The sequence below is a fragment of the Shewanella sp. MTB7 genome (assembly GCF_027571385.1).
Classification (GTDB): Bacteria; Pseudomonadota; Gammaproteobacteria; order Enterobacterales; family Shewanellaceae; genus Shewanella.
The window spans coordinates 2,759,689-2,778,782 of the sequence record NZ_CP085636.1 but is presented as its reverse complement, the minus strand read 5'-3'; the positions used below and the strand labels follow the sequence as shown (position 1 = coordinate 2,778,782).

The window sequence follows — 19,094 nt, the reverse complement described above, 5'->3', positions numbered from 1 at the left end:
ATAAAACAATAATTTAAACGCTTGATTTAAAATGGCAGTGAAACAGTGGAAACGCATACTAAATGTGACAATAAATACTTATAATAACAATAGGATAGGAGGCAGTTAATCGTTCACTTTTACTCGCGAAATATAATCGGTCGTTTGAAGTAAATACTCTAATTTGTATTTACTCAAATTTGTGTCAATGATAGAAGGTCACCGGTACTGGTCAATTCCATTTTAAATTGTCCTTTGATCCCAGACCTTGTTAAGAAAGGTCGAAAATGTCTACCATTAATCCAAAGGGTTCTACCATTTTGGTCATGTACTTCGACTTTACTAACATGGCCTTGATAATACCGCTCAAACTCTTGGAAACTGACATGAAGAGAAAAGTAAAAAGTCATCTTTTAAATTCTTATAAAGGGAGAAAAACGCCTAGACTAAGGGAGGTCATAGGCGTTATACATAGCCTGTTTTTACTTTACAATCCTTTATTAATCAAGTGCTTTCGAGGCTTTTTCATAAAGGTCAGTTGATAATTCAGGTAGTGCCAAAATGCGTTCTAAACAGGACTTCATCAGCGCTTGCCTATGTTGGTCGAACTTTTTAAACTGAATAAGTGGCGTGATGAGTCTAGCTGCCACTTGGGGATTTAACTTATTCAACTTAATAATGGTTTCAGTTAAAAAATTATAGCCCTTACCATCGTGTCGATGGAATTGAATTATGTTAGCTGCGGCAAAAGCTCCTACTAAAGAACGTACCCTATTTGGATTAGAGAAACTGAAAGATGCATGTTCAGTTAACGCCTCTAATCTCTCTAAACAAGTGTCTGATCCAGATGTCGCTTGCAAGGTTAGCCATTTATCCATAACAAGCGGAGTCTCTAGCCACTTGGTTTCATAATCAGCCATAAGCCTACTTCGTAAAGAAGAACCCTCACCATTTAAGGCCTGTAGAGCCCCTAAACTATCAGTCATATTAACGGCATTATCATACTGCCATTGAGCATGTTGTTGGTGCTCTTCTGATACCTTTTGCAACAATAACAAACATGCATTTTTAAGTGAACGAGCAGCTGGACTATCGACATTGACTTGCTCACGATAGCGAGCAAGTAATTCATCCTCACAGGCAGATGCAAGCGCTTCAATCACAAAGTCACGCGCAATAGCTAAAATATCAAGTTCAACAGAGCTAACTTGCTCAATCAAAGAGGATACACTTGGGAAAGTAAAGATCTCCGCCACAAGCGCAGGATCTAATGACTCAGATAACAATACGCCACGGTAAGCATCGGTCAGTCTAAGATCAACATACATCGCTTTTTTTGCATTTAAGTTGTCAACATTTGCCCAAACTGATTGGCTAAAGAGTGCAACCGATGCTTCCCACCGAGCCACTTCACTCGATGCAAAGCGCATCAGGTGAACCAATTGCTCTATCGAGTAATCAAAATCAAGTTTCACAGGCGCAGAGAAATTCTGCAGCAAGGATGGCGTTGGTTTATGGGCAATATTGTTAAACACAAACTCTTCATGAGTAGACTTAACATCGAGCACTTCACTCAGCATTGAATCGCCTTCTGGCGATAACAGCTCAAGATCAAACGGAATATGCAGTGCTGATTTATTGATTTGATCGGCCGTAGTAGGAGTTAACTGATTAATAATAAGCTTGTATTTTTTATTATTCTCATCATACAGCTCTGTTACAGTCACAATTGGTGTTCCCGACTGGCTGTACCATAAAACAAACTGACTAAGATCAACACCACTTGCATCTTGCATCGCTGCAGTGAAATCATCACACGTCACAGCTTGGCCATCATGACGTTCAAAGTAGAGCTTCATACCCGCTTGAAAGCCTGATTCACCAAGCAGAGTGTGTATCATTCGAATCACTTCAGCCCCCTTGTTATAGACAGTCACGGTGTAGAAGTTATTCATCTCTATAACCGACTCAGGTCTAATCGGATGAGCCATAGGCCCTGAATCTTCGGCAAACTGCTGATTTTTAATAACTTTAATAGCATGAATGCGATTTACAGCACGAGAACCAAGATCAGAGCTGAACTCTTGATCCCTAAAGACGGTTAATCCCTCTTTAAGGCTTAATTGGAACCAGTCACGGCATGTTACACGGTTGCCTGTCCAGTTATGGAAATACTCATGACCAACTACAGCCTCAATACCATGATAATCATCATCGGTAGCCGAACTGGTATCAGCCAACACATATTTAGTATTAAAGACATTTAAGCCTTTGTTTTCCATCGCTCCCATGTTGAAAAAATCAACAGCGACTATCATGTAGATATCGAGATCATATTCAAGATCGAAGCGGGACTCATCCCAAGCCATGGACTTTTTCAATGATGCCATCGCGTGATGTGATTTATGAAGATTGCCTTTATCAACAAAAACCTGCAGTTTTACAGGGCGCTGACTACGGGTAATAAATTCACCTTCTAACAGGTCGAAATCACCGGCAACTAAGGCAAACAGATAAGCAGGTTTAGGGAAAGGATCTTGCCACTGTACAAAATGACGACCTCCAACAAGATCACCTTGCTCCATAAGATTGCCATTACTTAATAGATAGGGAAAAGCCGCTTTATCAGCTTCGACTCGGACACTATATACAGTAAGAACATCGGGTCTATCTAGAAAGTAAGTGATGCGTCTAAAGCCTTCAGCCTCACACTGAGTGCAATAAGCTCCATCTGACATATAAAGACCTTCAAGACTTGAATTGGCTTCAGGATCAAGTTGGGTCACAATCTCTAACTCGAACTCTTTCAGCCTTGTTTCAATCGTCAACCCTGCTTCATCTTGAATATAAGTAACATCAACATCATTGATCTTAACTGATAGCAATTTCATCAAATCACCATCAAGTATTAGTTTAGTTTGTTGATTATCTTTACGAACCACATGGCTTTTAGCAGTGACTTGAGTATTTGAGCCCGCTAAGTCAAAACTCAGATCGATATGGGTAATGATGAATGCAGGGGATAAATAATCTTTGAGGTATTTCGCTTTAACTTGTGCCATTTTCCTACCTTAAATCCTTTTATACTTGTTAGAACAGATTTTATGAAGGGTATGAATATAAAAAAACGCGCTTATAGCGCGTTTTTATCTGAGATGTTAACTTTACCTAATGTCGTTCTTTGCCATTTTTTCAATATCGACTAAGTCTAAAGTGATATAAACAGTTTCGTCAAGGAAAGCGTCAGGTGTTTCAACTTCCTTCTCATCAACGGTTTCTGCATCAGTCTCGTCATCACTGTCTAGGCTCTTAACAACTTCAAACCCTTGACTTACACGACGCTCATTAAGGCGATCCAACTGCTTTTTATCATTAATTTCACGCTCAGAGACTCGCTCGCTTTCAACTAAGGATACAGTTTTCTCATCGTGATGCTTTTTAAATTCGGCGATGTCCTGATAGATATAGCCAAATTCAACATCTTTACCAATACGCGCTTTATGTTTAGTATCCAAATTAGTAATAAGGTTTGGATTCACATCACCAAGTGTACCGTATTGAGCAACAGGAACTTTATCCCAAGGTAACGCGTTATCTTCCTCGGCTTCACCATACTCACCAGGCTCCAATGCACTAGGGAATGAGATATCAGGCGTAACGCCTTTAAGCTGAGTACTGCCACCGTTAATACGGTAAAATTTAGCTATCGTATATTGAACATGCCCTATTGGCTTCTCATACATATCATAAATTCGGCCTAGGCTCTTATGTTGCTGCACTGTACCTTTACCAAAAGTTGACTCTCCAACAATTAATGCACGATCATAGTCCTGAAGCGCAGCGGCAAAAATCTCTGATGCCGATGCACTGTAGCGATCTACCATCACACTCAATGGGCCTGAGTAAGCAACTTTACCATCATTATCACGATTATCAGTCACTCTACCGTTTGCATCTCTGATCTGAACCACTGGACCTTGTTCAATAAACAAGCCCGTTAATAGTGTTGCCTCAGTTAATGCACCACCGCCATTTCCTCTAAGATCAATAATAATGCCTTCAACTTGTGCTTCTTTTAGTTTAACTAGCTCTTTGGAGACATCTTTTGAGAGATCCATATAGAAACCAGGGATCTGAATCACACCAACTTTACGGTTAGCATACATTCCCTCTTCAGGCTCAATCACTTCTGATGTTGCTGCGCGATCTTCTAATCTGATTTTATCTCTAATAATGACAAGTTCGAAAGGCTTAGCAGAAGAGCCCCCTTTCTTAGGTAAAATTTGTAGAACAACTTTACTGCCTTTGGGGCCTTTAATTAGCTCTACAACATCATCAAGACGCCAGCCTATAACATCAACAATCTCTTTACCGTCTTGTCCGACACCAACAATCTTATCTTCTGGCGATAATTTCTCACTGGTTGCAGCGGGACCACCTGCCACCAAACTTTTGATCACGGTATAATCATCATCCATCTGTAACACAGCACCTATGCCTTCAAGGCTTAAGTTCATCTCCATCTGAAAGCGTTCTGCATTACGAGGTGAGAGATAACTTGTGTGTGGTTCTACCGTACGAGAAAATGCATTCATCACACCTTGGAACACATCTTCACTTTTTGTTTGGCTCAATCGTTTAATCGCATTATTGTAACGCTTTTCAAGCACTGGGACTATTTCTTCCCAGGTTTTACCTGTCAACTTAAGGTTCAGCGCATCATACTTAACACGCTGACGCCATAATTCATTTATTTCAGCTTCATCCTTTGCCCAAGCGGCATCTTCACGATCATATTGATATTTATCATTAGCCACCGTAAAATCTATCTCTTTATCAAGCAGAGATAATGCGTAAACGAAACGTTCATAACGACGCTTCTGCACCAAGTCAAACATCTTATATGCAGGCGTCAAATCACCGCTTTTAAGCATGTCATCGAACTGCTTTGAGTAAACAGCAAAGCTATCGAGATCGCTTTGCAACATCACGTTACGACGAAAATCAAGCTGCTTGAGGTAACGTTGAAAAACTTGCTCAGAGAAATTATCATCAAGATCGAATCTATGATAATGAGAACGAGTGAAGAGACCAGTAACACGTTTGCTCGCAACTTTATGTTGCGGCTCCTGTGTTAAAGCGGGTAACTCGCTGAATGGAATTGATGGGGTTAACGCCCACGCCGAAAATCCTACAAAAATACTGGCGATTGAAACAACCAGGGGTATTTTTCGCATCAACAAGTTACTCCTTTTACTTTAAGTTTATTACAGCATTATGTGCTCAATGCGTACTTTCACCGTTAAACCTGAGTCTAACTGTACTTGAACATCAGATTTCTTAATATCAACAATAACACCTGCAACAGGTGTCTTACCTAGTTTGACATTAACACGCTGGTTTTGTTTCAACTCATTTAATACCGCTGGTACTAATTCAACAACTGGAGCCGCTTCTTTAACTAGCTTAGGAGCGGGTTTAACACGTTTAGGTGCTACTTTTTTAACCGACTTCTTACTCGCTCTTTCGCTTGCTTTGGCTGCTGTCGCTTTTTCGATACGTTTAGCTTTCGCTTTTTCTTGACTCTCTTTAAGTGTCAATTGAGCATGCTCGATATGCTCTTGCTCTAATTCACCACAATCTTGGCCGTCTAAGTCGATACGTTGTGCACCCGCTTTAACGCCTTTGAGGTAACGCCAACTACTAGTATAGCGTCTTAAGGCAATTCTCAATTGAGTTTTACTTACTTTAGAATCATCAGCCAACCTTTCAGCCAAATCCTGAAACAATCCAATCTTTAATGGCTTAGTTTCACCTTCGGCGATAAAGCACAAAGGAAATGTTTCATATAAATACGCAAGAATTGCGTTGGTGTCGGTCAACTTCTCTGTTGATTCCATCATTACTTCCACAGTTTAAAAAAGGGACTCTATCCAAACACTCCCAAAAGGATATGCTATCTAGGGTCGTTTATATTCGTCAGGCGTTGCAGTATTCAAGTTCTGCCAAAGGCTAAACGTTGAGCAATAGTACAAACGCAACAGACATACCTTAGCAATTACAATTAACAAACGCCAAGCATTCATTCTAAGAATGAGGAACGCTCAGCGCCCTAATCATTCGAATTGCCTATTATAAACGTGACTGGCACGATTGCGACCATCAATTATGTAAAATCGGTTGTAGTTTAACCAAATAACGCACTTTCGAAGCTCTTCACCAAGTTTTCCAGCCCTATTTGATCTGTTTCAGTGAATCGATTCAGAATTGGACTGTCAATATCCAGCACTGCCACAAGCTCCCCTTTATTAAAAACAGGGATAACAATCTCAGACTCACTAGCAGAATCACACGCGATATGACCATCGAATTGATGCACATCGGCAACCCGAAATGTTTGCTTTTGTAAGGCAGAGGTTCCACAGACACCTCTCCCTAACGGGATACGACTACAAGCTACTTTACCTTGGAAAGGACCCAAAATAAGTTGACCATCTTTCAATAGATAAAAGCCAACCCAGTTAAGATTATCCAAAGAATCATTGATTAAAGCTGAAAAATTTGCCATCGCAGCAACGAAATTATCCTCTCCGGCAAGTAAGCCCTGAGTTTGTCGATTTAGTGATTCATAACACCGAGCATCCATACAAAACCCCTAACATTTTATTTTTTAGATTCAACCTTTTTAGGCGTTTTCTTCACCGTTTTTTCTACCGAAGGCACAACACCTTTTAATAAACTTAATAAATGATCTTTGTTTTGCGCCAAATAGAAGCTTAACTTTTCACAGGTGTTTTCATCAAGTTCAAGTTCAGAACGAGTCAGAAATGGTGTTAATTGATCAGCGATATCAAGCATCTTGTCGTAAGCATCAGCTTCCTTCTTAGATGTGAATGTCATCTTCTCAACCCCTTCTCTGACTACGACAAATTTAGTAATTACCGCCATACCTGTCCTTATACTGTTTTTATATACAGTCACAGAGTCTCATAAAAATAACTTCTTATGCAAGTATTCTGTAAAATCTGATATTATCCAGATGATTATCAGTAGCTATTTATGCTGAATAATTAAGAATGATTTAAGGTTAATCACTATACTAGACTCCCAATCAGTCTGGATAGTCCTGGTACTCACTCATGGGTTCATCTGTAACTGGATGCCAAATAAGGATTTTAAAACCAGAAATGGAACGAGACTGTATCGACGATTGTGTGACTTTATGCCGCTCTTGTGACTTGGTGGTTAGAAAGCGTGCCCTTCCTTCTGGTGTTCGAGCTTTATGCCCGCGTTGCGACACAGCCTTATACGATACGCCATACTGTTCTATTAATGGTATGTTAGCTTTATGCATTACTGCACTGATTTTTATTGCTCCGGCTAACTTTCTTCCTATTTTAGAGTTGCATTTTTTAGGCAGTGTCAGAACGACCACCATTGCTGAAGGTGCCATGGCAGTCTCTAGGCAAGGTTATTGGATTGTGGGTATTTCAGTCATGCTCACTGCTGTCATTGCACCAGCACTGCTTATTTTATCTATTTTGTCTCAAATACTGATTATAAAATATCAACTTCACAATCTCTTTTTTCGAAGTATATTAAAGCGTTTACTCTCCTATCAGGACATTATCTCCCAACTCAGTATGTTAGAAATTTATTTGATCAGCATTTTAGTCTCAGTCTTCAACCTTTCTGACTTTGCCGATATTTTCTTAGGCATGGGCACCTTTTGTTTCTCAATGTTGTTTATCGTTTCCCTGTTTCTACAACGTGAATATAATTTAGAACATATGTGGAGCATGCTTGATGAATAGTCTCGATGAGGTAGCTGAAGGCAAAGAGATGGGGCTAACTTCCTGTCCTTCATGCAACAAGTTAAATGAGCTTACTCACCTTAATTGCTCTCGCTGTGATACTCTTTTAGTCGTGAGGGATACTCGCAGCCTACAAAAAAGTTGGGCACTGTTGATCACCGCAGCAATCTTGTTAATCCCGGCTAATATCTATCCAATTACTATGTTGGTCGATCGTGGTCGAATACGTTACGACACCATATTTACCGGGATCACACACTTAGTGCAGTCTGACATGTTTCCGATAGCAATCATTCTGTTTACGGCCAGTATTTTGGTACCTTTACTTAAAATTGTTGGTTTAACCATTTATTTAAGCGCCATTAGCTTTCGTTTACCCATCTCCAAAAAAATGCTGATGGTCGGCTTCCATGTCATTGAATGGATAGGCCGTTGGTCTATGTTAGACCTATTCGTAATCTCCATTACCGTCGCACTGGTGAATATGGGGCAACTCTTGGATGCCAAGCCTGCACCGGCAGCCACTGCATTCGCATTAGTGATTTTGCTGACCCAAATGGCAGCAAAAGTACTGGACACTCGTTTACTCTGGGATCGACTGGAATCGAAAGATGACACAAATTGAAGCACCAAAAGTAGTAAAAAAGAAACTATTCTCGCCAATTTGGCTTTTGCCCTTAGTGGCTCTGGCATTAGGCGCTTGGCTCGGCATTAAGAGTATTAAGGAAGCGGGTATCGAAGTTCGAGTCCATTTCCCCAGTGCTACTGGAATCGATGTGGGTAAAACCTTAGTTCGTTATGAGGGATTAACGGTAGGAAAAGTTGTCGATATCAGCATAGATAACACTCTTAATGGTGTGAATGTCGATCTTAAAATGGATCACAGGGCCGGTCCTTTTCTCAATAAAGGCACTAAATTCTGGTTAGTCACACCAAAAGCCTCTATTACAGGTGTAGAAGGATTAGACACGCTATTTTCCGGCAACTATATTGCTATTCAACCAGGAGACGGAAAACCTCAATCCTTCTTTGACGCAGAGAGGAACGCCCCCGCAATTATTCCTAATGAAGACGGCCTTCTTATTCAATTAACAAGCAAAACTTTAGGTTCGTTAAGTGTCGGATCTCAACTGTTTTATCGCCAGATCCCTGTGGGACAGATAATCAGTTATGAACTGGAGGGAGCAAAACAGATCTCGTTAACGGCTTTTATTCAGGAGCAATATGCTCATTTGGTTAAGCAGGACTCGCAGTTTTGGAATGTTTCAGGACTTAACATTGATGCATCACTGTCTGGGATAAAAATTAAAACAGAAAGTTTGTCGACGATATTAGCTGGCGGTTTAAGCTTCAACTCCTCTGAAGACTCCGATACTGCAGAGAAAGGTCAGCGTTATGAAATTTATGATAATGAAGAGCTAGCTCTAGGTGGTATTGAATTTATGCTCACAGCCGATAAAGCTGAATCAGCATCTGTAGGAACCGCTATTGTGTTTAGAGGCATCAATATTGGTCGCATCACACACTCAAAACTCACAGAATCTGGGGTTGAATTTACTGCAAAACTATCTACCGAGCATGCTAAATTACTCTCAGCAAGCTCCTATTTTTGGTTAGAGGGTGCTGATTTATCACTTTCAGGTATAAAGCATGTCGATCGATTACTCACTGGCAGTGTGATCAACTTTTCACCAGGTTCAGGCGAGCCATTATCACATTATCCACTGTTATCCCAGCAACCCGATCAGCTTGCTCAAACAAAGCTAAGGTTAACCTTAACTTCCGAAAGTAATCAGGGGATCAATGAAGGTGCTGAGATCAGATTTAAACAAATTGCTATCGGCCACATCACTTCAGTCAAGCTCAATGCTAGCTTATCCGGCATAGAGTATCAGACTGAAATATTGCCCGAATTTACTCAACTTATCACCCGCGACAGCTACTTTATTTCCGAAAGTGTTCTCTCTATTGATGCATCTCTTGACGGTATATCAGTCAAAACCAGAGACTTAGCGACCTTAACAAAAGGGGCAATAAGTCTAGTTCAAGGACACTCTACAACTGTAGTAAGTGAAGGCTCTGAGCTGGCTCTGTTTACATCTAAACAAGCTGCAAACAAACACTTCGATAGCTTAAACCTGATCAGTCTGGTCTTAAACAGTCCAGATGGTGCCGATCTATCACCCGGTTCTCCTGTGTATTACCAGAAAATGAAAGTTGGTCAGATTAACAGTGTCATATGGCAATCAAGCAATGAGAACTTTGCCATTAAAGTAAGCATTCAAAAAAAGTTCTCCAGTTTACTTAAATCTAATACCGTATTTTGGCGCAATAGTGCCATTTCCGTCAGCGCAGCTTTAACAGGGATTGAGATAGATGTGGCACCACTGCAAGGTGCATTAAAAGGCAGTATAACTTTGGGTTTGCTCGATAAAAAAGAGCTTGGAAACCAAACATACCTCTATACATCGAAATCATTAGCCTTAGCCCAAGCTAAACCTATATCATTACGCTTTCCTGCTGACGTCAAACTTGCCGCAAAAGCACCTATACGTTATCAAGGCCATCAAGTTGGCGAAATTGAATCCGTAAAGCTAGATAATGATCTTAATAATGTCACAGTGAAAGCATACCTGTATGGCAGTTATGCAGCGCAATTCACTCAAAGCGATGCTCGCTACTTTATTGTTGATGCACAGATATCTTTGTCGGGCATTACCTCACCAGAAACCTTGATCACAGGCCCTTATGTCGGTGTCATCCCAGGCCTTAGTGCAGAAACGACTAAACACTTTATCGGCGAAATGACACCGTCGAAACTGATTAAAGCAGGGGAACTGCTATTTACTCTAGTAAATAGCACACTGGGCTCTATTAAAGTGGGGACGCCAATATTCTTTAGAGGGATCAGAGTCGGACAAGTCGACAGTTATAACCTATCGGATATGGGAAATTCTGTACTCATCAATTCACACATAGATAGTCGATATGGTCACTTAATTAATAACTCTAGTCAGTTTTGGGATCTATCAGGTGTCAAAGTCGATATTGGCTTATTCTCAGGAGCTAAAATTGAAACCGGTACATTAGAAACGATACTGGCAGGTGGGATTGGCGTTGTAACCCAAACATCTACGACCTCCTCAAATCAGTTGTCACCAGACGCTCAATTTATACTGCAGAAGCAGATCGCCCCAGAATGGCTAAATTGGGACCCGATCCAAATGGCACCCTAATCGCCAATATAAAGAATAAAGCCAGAATGACAATTTTGGCTTTATTCTTTATTCCTGCTAGCTTCATTTGCGCTGTTTTACTATCATTTCACTGACAGCAAGGTTTTATAGCAAACCACTCAGGTATTCATATGACCAAAGAGCTCATGCAACTGGCGGCGATTAATTTAAAGAAAGCGGTACCCTTGATGCTCAAGCATCATATCCCCACTACGCCAACCAATTATGCGCTTTGGTATGCCTATGTTGACGAACAGCAACCTAATCTTAATAAACAACTCGATACGATAATACAAGAACATAATACTTGCTCCCCCTCCAATTCAACTCTTCTGTATCGTGAGTTTGTTTCCGATCCCGTTGAGCTCGACGTCATTGATATGCGCCAAAATCTGGAAGCGATGGCCACTGAACTGTCCCAATCTCTAAAAGATACCAACACAGACGCGACTTATTTTCAAAATAGAATTGACAGTAACTTCGACCAACTCAATCGTATCGAAGAGGAAGGTGTTAGTCTTGAAAAAGTGTTAGGCATCGTCCGTAATTTAGTCAAAGAGTCCGATGATATTCGCTCTAGTACTGAGTATTTCACTGGCCATCTAAAACGAGCTCAACAGGAGATCGAAACCTTAAAAGCTCAACTTAAAAAATCAGAAAAAGATGTATTGTTCGATGCCTTAACTGGTGTATTAAACCGGAGAGCATTTGACTCTGACTTAAAAGGGTTATTGAATCAGGCCCCTGAAGGATTATGCTTAATCATGATTGATATAGATCATTTCAAAGCATTTAACGACAACTATGGTCATCAATTGGGTGATCTAGTCCTTAAGGTTGTCTCCAAACGCCTGAGTGAATCCTGCAGAGATGGAACCAAAATATACCGCTATGGTGGTGAAGAGTTTGCCGTGATCACACCCAACAGTCAGCTTCGTAAAGCAAGACACCTCGCAGAGGCTATGCGTAGAGCACTAGAAAAGGTATCGCTAAAAGATAGACGCAAAGACACCATGATCAACAATATCACCGCCTCTTTCGGTGTAGCCCAATGGCAGCCATCTATCAGTGCAACTCAATTAATAGAGCAAGCAGACAAGCTACTTTATGAAGCAAAACGATTGGGTAGAAACAGGGTTATGCCCATCTCGAATTAACGCCAAGTGAGTAAACAGCGTTATCCAACGGCCTCGGCATGAACAATAAACCGCAACGCTCCACCTGAATGCAGTGTTCGGAAAGGATAGCAAGTGATCAATGTCAGTTGCTTATCTGTACTCGGTGCCAACACATGAGTATCGGATTCATGTACAACTTGGGTGTGCATAACTTTATAAATAACCTCAGTTCCACTTCTATCGAGTAACTTAATCAGTTTGCCTCGTTTAACGCCCTCTAAAATCGAAAAATGGGTATCATTATGGCCAGCAATGATCCGGTTTCGATTCCCTTTTCCGTTACTAGCATCTTGAATTTCAACGGGACCAAAAGCCAAGTTCCTGCCAGATCCCCCCTCTAGCACATACATTGAATTAGCTTCAAATCTTTCATCTGATGACTCATAGACTTCCTCCTCCACTTCCACAAAAGACAATTTTGCTATCGGATAAGTATCAGCCCAACTCCAAGGTTTATGAGGCTGTTGATCCTTAAGCGATCTTTCCCATGCCTGTTCAATAAGATACTGCGCAAAATGTGCTTTAGCTTGCATATAAACTCCCTGACCTAAAAACCAAACCGCTAAGACAAAAACAATAACGACACCAATCCGGTGAAAAGACTGTCTCTTAAACATCTAGATCCCCTTTTCTACCGTAAACGGCGATGCCAAAGGCCCTTTGATAGCTCAATAGATAGATCCCAAGCAAACTAAATAACACACACCCCATCAAGATGAATAAACGACTTGCAGTTCCTGTTTGAGGCAAACTTCCTGAGGGCGTCCAGCCAAAAGGTATCGCGTTTAATACTGTGGCACTTTTAGGTACAATTGAGCTATGCCTTGCAGGTGTCAGCTCTATCGCGACTAAACTCGTATGGGCACTAACCAAATGATAGTTAAGTGCAAGTGCCGTTATCTGTTGTTTCACCCTCTGCTCATTAACCCCATCTTTACTCAACTCAAGAGCTGAGATCTGTTTTCTTGCCCAGAGGAGATCTAATCCTAAAGCAGGCTCTCTCTCTTTAAGAGATACACTCTTTTGCCAGTATTGACCCGCTATAGTGCCGGAGACTACCAGCTCTGAGGGCGACGCTGTATGAAGTAATGAATTCATTTTTATTGCCACCAACAAAGGCTCTTCAGCGTAGAGATCAGGGATAACTGCTGGCCAATAATCTGGCACTCGATTATCGGCATACCTCAACTTAATGTCAGTTAACTGCGGGCGCTCAATCTGATGCAGCAGCGCTTCAATCTTACTCTGCACCTCATCTAATTTACCGATATAAGTAAACGTGCCACGGCCAAACTCCGCAGCCCTTTGCATAAAATGTGAATTTGGCGCTGAACCAATCCCCAAGGTAAATAAGCGACTATCTCCAATCTTTTGCTTTATAAGGTAAAACAGTGCCGACTCATCCCCGACTGCACCATCGGTCATAAATAACACCTGACGTAAACGACCTTTATTGTTCACTTCTGTGTGTTGTACATCCAAGGCTGCCTTAAGTGCCAACCTCATTTCAGTGCCTCCCTCAGCTTCAAGAGCTCGTACATACTGATTAGCTCGACCAATATTTTTAGCTGTCGCAGCCAACGGTTGAGCTGATAGCGCGTCAACCTTGGAATTAAATTCAATCACATTAAAGGTATCGTTTACTCTTAACCCCGCAAGGGCAAAAAGGAGCGCTTTCTTAGCCTGCTCTATTGAGCCACCAGACATGGAGCCAGACGTATCGATAACCAGAATAAGCTCTCTGGGAATCATGATATCTTGCTGCTGAACAGCTCGAGGCAACAACATTAATAGCGCAAAGTCATCCTCAAGTATTTCTTGTTTTATGGCACTCGCACTTTTAATACGACTCAGCTCATCTGAGGGTGAATACGTCTGGCCTGTTTGTGAAAAGACAGTCGCGACAGGTTCAATACTCAATTGTGGTATCCAGTTCAACACAAAATCACGGTTAGCTGTCGTATCAACAAGCTCAACGGTATAACGGGAATCACTGAGTTGGGTTTGACTCACCTTATGATATGGGCTCGACACTCTTTCCAGCGAGACACCAGCATTTAACTCAACTCTGATACTTACTTTAGGGGTTAAACTTGTATCACGGGGACTAAATCTTGAATTATTGTCAAAGTACGCCTCTATTTTATCTAACGTCGTCTGCGCACTAAGCTCTGCAACGTTAAGCTCAGACATCGGAGATAAATAACGAGGGTTCACAACCATCGGGAACCTAAGGCTAAACTCGCCTTGTTTATAGCTCACCAACTCCTGATAACGGATCTCAACCACTAGGGTCTCACTCGGCCCTAAGTTGGCCACCGAAGTGGTAAAAATATTGGTTTTTGATTGAGCCACTAGACTCGCACGTTGCCCCGCTTTCTTTGCTATTTCAAATTGTTTTTTTGCCGCTTGTTTTTCTTGGATCTTACCTTCTATAACTTGAGAACCTATCTGCAGCCGCATATGATCCACTGCCGCTTCATTAGGCAAAGGAAATTGATAGTCGCCATTGAGCCAATGATCTGTGTCATTACGAAACTCCTGCCTGACTTTGACTCGATTAATCCAACCCGACACTTTCATCTGCACTTGAGTATTGAGTGGTAGGCTCACCTGCTCCTCACCATTAATTGATTTATACACCAAGCTCGCCTGAGGGCGATCCGTCTCTTCAGCATAAGTTGTAAAGCTCAGACAGCATAAGAAGCCGACAACGATTTTCTGACGAAGTGTCGCCCCCCATATGGGGGCAACCGATGACAGTACAGAGATATTTTTATCCCGCGCTTTAAAGAGAAATTGCTTATCCATTTTCATCAACATAGTCCTTTATTTTATAAAAAGAGATTATTGATTTGCAGCGAGCGTAGACTCACTTGAAATAAGCTTGATATTGACTCTTCTATCAAAGAAGTCATTTTCAAAACTCTGATCTTCAGCCAACGGAGCACTTGCACCGTATGCCTTAAATGCCAAACGGTTTTCATCGACACCTTGAGCCACTAAATAGCTTTTCACTTCGGCAACCCGTTGCTCTGACAGCGCTTGATTATAAGTCGAATTCCCTCTTCTATCTGCATACCCCGTCATGTCCAAACTCAACTCAGGCGAAATAGACATGGCATATGCCAAATCATCAAGTTGACGCTGTATGTGAGGCGCTAGTTCAGATGAGCCTGTTTTAAACTGAATGTTTAACCCCATGGCTAACTCAGTCAGTTTCTGCTCTTGAGCCCGCTTTAACAGAACTAATTGCTGCTGCGCCTCATCATATTGGTCCGCAATAACTTGTAGAGATTGATTATCATCATTTAATGCCATGAGCTGTGAGTTTTTTTCAACTATTTTAGCCTGTTGAGAATCGATTTCAGAATCATCACCGACAGACTTGCCTAATAGTGCACCAGTAAACGCTCCTATGATGGCACCAACGGGCCCACCCACTACCGCCCCCAGAATGATCCCAGAAGTGAGTCCAACCAGTTCCTCATTATGTTCTCTCTCATCAGTTTGCTCTGTTGCGAAACTTGCATTTGAAACAGTTAGGCTGCTCATCACTAAAAGGGCGATTATTTTCTTGTTCATTGTTATTTCCTATCTATGGTAATTATTAATAGGCAGAGTAAATAGTGACTGCCTTTCGATAGGTTCATTAAACAGGAGGTATATGGCCGCTACAGGGAGAAAAAATGTCATTACACTTATGAATTGTGGCAACAAAATGGCAATCCATCTCAGCGTCTTTTATCCCATAAAATTTCCTGTATAGTCTCCTGCAGAACTTAATTATCATCAGCTCAGTACTGACACTCGATGCGCTGACGGTATTACAATCCTAAAGGTAAAAATTGATGAAACGTATCGCAATTGTGGAAGATGAAGCGGCTATACGAGAAAATTATAAGGAGGTATTGCAGCAGCAAGGCTATAGCGTTCAGGCATACGCCAATCGCCCTAGTGCTATGCAAGCATTCACAACTCGATTACCGGATTTAGCCATCATTGATATAGGGTTAGAAGATGAAATTGATGGAGGGTTTGCGCTTTGCCAATCACTCAGGGCCATGTCCAGTAATTTACCTATCATCTTCCTAACAGCCAGAGACAGTGACTTTGATACTGTGTGTGGCCTACGTTTAGGCGCCGATGATTACCTCAGCAAAGATGTCAGCTTTCCTCACTTAATCGCCCGCTTGGCTGCACTGTTTAGGCGCGCTGAGCTGCAAGGTAAGTCATTGGAAATTGAAAACTTACTTGAAAGAGGCTCGTTAACTATCGATGCCAATCGTATGCAGGTTTACTGGAACATGGCTCCTATCGAACTAACTGTCACCGAATTTTGGATGGTTCACGCGTTAGCTAAGCACCCAGGTCACGTTAAAAATCGTCAAGCTTTGATGCAAGAAGCAAAAATATATGTCGACGATAGCACCATCACTTCCCATGTTAAGCGGATAAGAAAAAAGTTTATCGCCCAAGACTCTGAATTTGATTGCATCGACACTGTTTATGGCATGGGATACCGTTGGGAGCCTCAGGTCCTTTAATGATATGCACCAAGTTTATTTCACACTCGACATGGCGACGACCATTAACTTCAAAGCAGAGAACGAACTATGTTTAACCTTCCCATAGGGTTAAGGAGTAAGGTCGCCATATTATCACTATTTTTGCTCTGTCTTCCTTGGCTGGGCTACCAGTATGTCTGGGAGATGGAAAAATACTTAAGATATGGCCAAGAGAAAACCTTAGAAGGTACCACACAAGCATTAGCCACAGCCCTGCATGAAAGACCTAAGCTGTTTGACAGTCAAGCAAGTTTTTTAACCCAAGTGCAACAAGGCAGAGATCTCTACGCCCACCCACTATCAGGGCCCATTCAGTTGGATGGCAAACTCGGTGATTGGGCAGTCTACAGGCATAAAAGCCTCAACTATGGTGAAAATCATCAAATATTTAAAGCCAATCCAGATAGCCCTTTAAGCATAAATTTTACTCATATGGTGGGGAAATATGCTGGATATCTTTATGGTTTCTTCGAAGTCACCGATCCCAATGTCGTCTATCGAGGCAAGAATACTCTACAGATAGATCGTAATGATCACTTAGCCATTGCCACTCTAGCTCCCGATGGCAAATTCAAGCGATATATTGTAGCAACCACCAAAGATGGATGGATAAGTGCCTTTGAACTCCCTGAGGACCCGAGTCTTTCAGTACCTGTTACCCCTGAAATTAAGATCCAAGGAAAATGGGTGAAGACAGCCTTAGGTTATAATGTCGAACTGCGTATTCCATTGGATATGGTAGGCAGTAAACTAGGCTTTGCGATATATGATGTTAACGACGCTAAAACGGGAAGTTTAGACACGATTATAGGTACCTCAGCTATCGATGATGTTGATAAGCTAGGTACCGTCCTAGTGCCCTCTCCAGAAATTGAAAACATCATTAAAGGGATGAGCCATAACAGTTCACGAATTTGGGTGGTAGACAAACATGGCCGCGTGCTTGCTAAATCCGGCGACATTCGTACCAGTAACAGCGTCTGGACCCGCACCATAACTGAACCTCTAAATCCAAGCTTATGGCAGCGATTTAAACAAAAGTACCTGCACCCGCTTTATTATCGGATACTGACAACCCCGCCTAAAGATTTTATCGACTCATTACAAGATTCAACCGTACTAGGTGGCAGCCACATTCAACAAGCCCTTGCAGGTAAGGAAGGTTCAACGTGGCGACTCACTCCAGATAATAAAGCGGTTATTCTGGCCGCAGCTAGCCCAATTTGGATCGATGATAAAGTCATGGGAGTTGTGATCTCAGAGGAGACCACTCACGGGATCAGAACCTTACGAAATAAAGCCTTAGAGAAGCTCTTCAATGTCATTATCACCATCATGAGCATGGGCACTTTAGCACTGTTTTTCTTCGCCTCCAGTATCTCCAGTCGTATCCGTAAGCTCAGGGATGAAGCCGAAGAAGCTATCGACAGTCAAGGCCGAATAAAAAACCATATTAAAGGCTCAAAAGTTAGAGATGAAATAGGCGACTTATCGAGAAGCTTTGCTAGTATTGTCAGTCGATTAGGCCAGTATACTCACTACCTAGAAAATATGAGTTCCAGACTCTCACACGAACTACGAACCCCGGTTGCCGTGGTTCGATCGTCACTAGAGCACCTAGGCTTGCAAACTCTCGATTCTGACAGCCGTAAATATGTTGATCGGGCACAAGAAGGCGTTAGCCGCTTGAACATGATTCTAAATAACATGAGCGAAGCGACCCGACTAGAAGAGAGCTTATCCACCGCAGAGCTTGATACCTTCCCGCTCTCTAAGGTTATCAGTGGTTGTGTTCAGGGCTACCAACTCACCTACCCAAATAAAGAATTTATCACCGATATCTCAGAAGAGGATTTGTTGATGACAGGTGTACCAGAATATATTGCACAATTGATGGATAAGTTGATTGCCAACGCCTTAGAATTTAGTCTCAAAGGCACGCAAATTTCGGTCACTCTCACGGTAAAAAATAAACTCGCACAGCTCTCAATCAGTAATTTAGGACCTGAACTGCCAGAAAATATGGCTGAACAGATATTTGAGTCTATGGTGTCAGTTAGACAACAAAAATCGCAAGACAAACCGCATCTGGGGTTAGGCCTCTATATTGCTCGTTTAATTACCGACTTTCACCATGGGAAAATCATCGCCAGAAACCTGCAATTAAGTGGCAGTGATAAACAGAGTCATGGCGTAGAGATAGTGGTTAGCCTACCACTCGATTAATAGGCCAAGTCATCTATACAAGCTGAAAGCTCATTATGGCTTATTAAAACCCACTTTCATTTGGCCGTTTAGATGTTAAGATGGCTAAAAATA

Annotated in this window: 15 protein-coding genes; 6 read left to right on the top strand and 9 right to left on the bottom strand. The window is 41.7% G+C overall.

The window, feature by feature from the left end; genetic code table 11:
• Window positions 1-173: 173 nt before the first annotated feature.
• The 6 genes from HWQ47_RS11820 to HWQ47_RS11795 all read right to left on the bottom strand — a co-directional run bounded on the left by HWQ47_RS11820 (window position 174) and on the right by HWQ47_RS11795 (window position 6,927).
• A complete protein-coding gene (locus HWQ47_RS11820) occupies window positions 174-389 on the bottom strand; it encodes a DUF2835 domain-containing protein (protein ID WP_269971311.1) in 216 nt (71 codons plus the stop codon).
• A gap of 90 nt (window positions 390-479) precedes the next feature.
• Window positions 480-3,041, bottom strand: a complete 2,562-nt coding sequence (pepN, locus tag HWQ47_RS11815; protein ID WP_269971310.1) for an aminopeptidase N — start codon at window positions 3,039-3,041, stop codon at window positions 480-482.
• 102 nt (window positions 3,042-3,143) lie between these two features.
• A complete protein-coding gene (gene prc / locus HWQ47_RS11810; RefSeq protein WP_269971309.1) occupies window positions 3,144-5,216 on the bottom strand; it encodes a carboxy terminal-processing peptidase in 2,073 nt (690 codons plus the stop codon).
• Between the two features lie 30 nt (window positions 5,217-5,246).
• Entirely contained in the window at window positions 5,247-5,879 is a 633-nt protein-coding gene (proQ, locus tag HWQ47_RS11805) for an RNA chaperone ProQ (protein WP_269971730.1), read from the bottom strand.
• Between the two features lie 287 nt (window positions 5,880-6,166).
• Window positions 6,167-6,625: a GAF domain-containing protein gene (locus tag HWQ47_RS11800; protein ID WP_269971308.1), complete on the bottom strand. Its 459-nt coding sequence runs from the start codon at window positions 6,623-6,625 to the stop codon at window positions 6,167-6,169.
• Between the two features lie 17 nt (window positions 6,626-6,642).
• Window positions 6,643-6,927: a YebG family protein gene (locus tag HWQ47_RS11795; RefSeq protein WP_269971729.1), complete on the bottom strand. Its 285-nt coding sequence runs from the start codon at window positions 6,925-6,927 to the stop codon at window positions 6,643-6,645.
• A 239-nt stretch (window positions 6,928-7,166) separates the two neighbouring features.
• On the opposite strand from HWQ47_RS11795, the gene HWQ47_RS11790 reads away from it, so the two are divergent.
• The 4 genes from HWQ47_RS11790 (at window position 7,167) to HWQ47_RS11775 (ending at window position 12,186) form a co-directional block, all read left to right on the top strand.
• A complete protein-coding gene (locus HWQ47_RS11790; protein WP_269971307.1) occupies window positions 7,167-7,793 on the top strand; it encodes a paraquat-inducible protein A in 627 nt (208 codons plus the stop codon).
• Window positions 7,786-8,418, top strand: a complete 633-nt coding sequence (locus HWQ47_RS11785; RefSeq protein WP_269971306.1) for a paraquat-inducible protein A — start codon at window positions 7,786-7,788, stop codon at window positions 8,416-8,418. The genes HWQ47_RS11790 and HWQ47_RS11785 overlap by 8 nt, the downstream gene beginning before the upstream one ends.
• Window positions 8,405-11,029, top strand: a complete 2,625-nt coding sequence (locus HWQ47_RS11780; protein ID WP_269971305.1) for an MlaD family protein — start codon at window positions 8,405-8,407, stop codon at window positions 11,027-11,029. The genes HWQ47_RS11785 and HWQ47_RS11780 overlap by 14 nt, the downstream gene beginning before the upstream one ends.
• Window positions 11,030-11,160: 131 nt before the next feature.
• Window positions 11,161-12,186 carry a GGDEF domain-containing protein gene (locus HWQ47_RS11775; RefSeq protein WP_269971304.1) on the top strand — a complete coding sequence of 342 codons (1,026 nt, stop codon included), beginning with the start codon at window positions 11,161-11,163 and terminating at the stop codon, window positions 12,184-12,186.
• Between the two features lie 20 nt (window positions 12,187-12,206).
• Here the strand turns inward: HWQ47_RS11775 and HWQ47_RS11770 are convergent, their stop codons facing one another.
• Genes HWQ47_RS11770 through pdsO form a run of 3 tightly spaced genes read right to left on the bottom strand, consistent with a single transcriptional unit; the run spans window position 12,207 to window position 15,792 of the window.
• Window positions 12,207-12,824: a class GN sortase gene (locus HWQ47_RS11770; RefSeq protein ID WP_269971303.1), complete on the bottom strand. Its 618-nt coding sequence runs from the start codon at window positions 12,822-12,824 to the stop codon at window positions 12,207-12,209.
• Window positions 12,817-15,024, bottom strand: coding sequence for a marine proteobacterial sortase target protein (locus HWQ47_RS11765; RefSeq protein WP_269971302.1), 2,208 nt, complete (start codon window positions 15,022-15,024; stop codon window positions 12,817-12,819). Before HWQ47_RS11765 ends, HWQ47_RS11770 begins: the two co-directional genes overlap by 8 nt.
• Before the next feature lie 30 nt (window positions 15,025-15,054).
• Window positions 15,055-15,792 carry a sortase-associated OmpA-like protein PdsO gene (gene pdsO, locus HWQ47_RS11760; RefSeq protein ID WP_269971301.1) on the bottom strand — a complete coding sequence of 246 codons (738 nt, stop codon included), beginning with the start codon at window positions 15,790-15,792 and terminating at the stop codon, window positions 15,055-15,057.
• Between the two features lie 266 nt (window positions 15,793-16,058).
• Here pdsO and pdsR point away from each other — a divergent pair, with 266 nt between their 5' ends.
• Window positions 16,059-16,754 (top strand): proteobacterial dedicated sortase system response regulator, encoded by a 696-nt coding sequence (gene pdsR / locus HWQ47_RS11755; protein WP_269971300.1) that lies wholly within the window; start codon window positions 16,059-16,061, stop codon window positions 16,752-16,754.
• Between the two features lie 69 nt (window positions 16,755-16,823).
• Window positions 16,824-19,001, top strand: coding sequence for a proteobacterial dedicated sortase system histidine kinase (gene pdsS, locus HWQ47_RS11750; RefSeq protein WP_269971299.1), 2,178 nt, complete (start codon window positions 16,824-16,826; stop codon window positions 18,999-19,001).
• Window positions 19,002-19,094 lie beyond the last annotated feature (93 nt).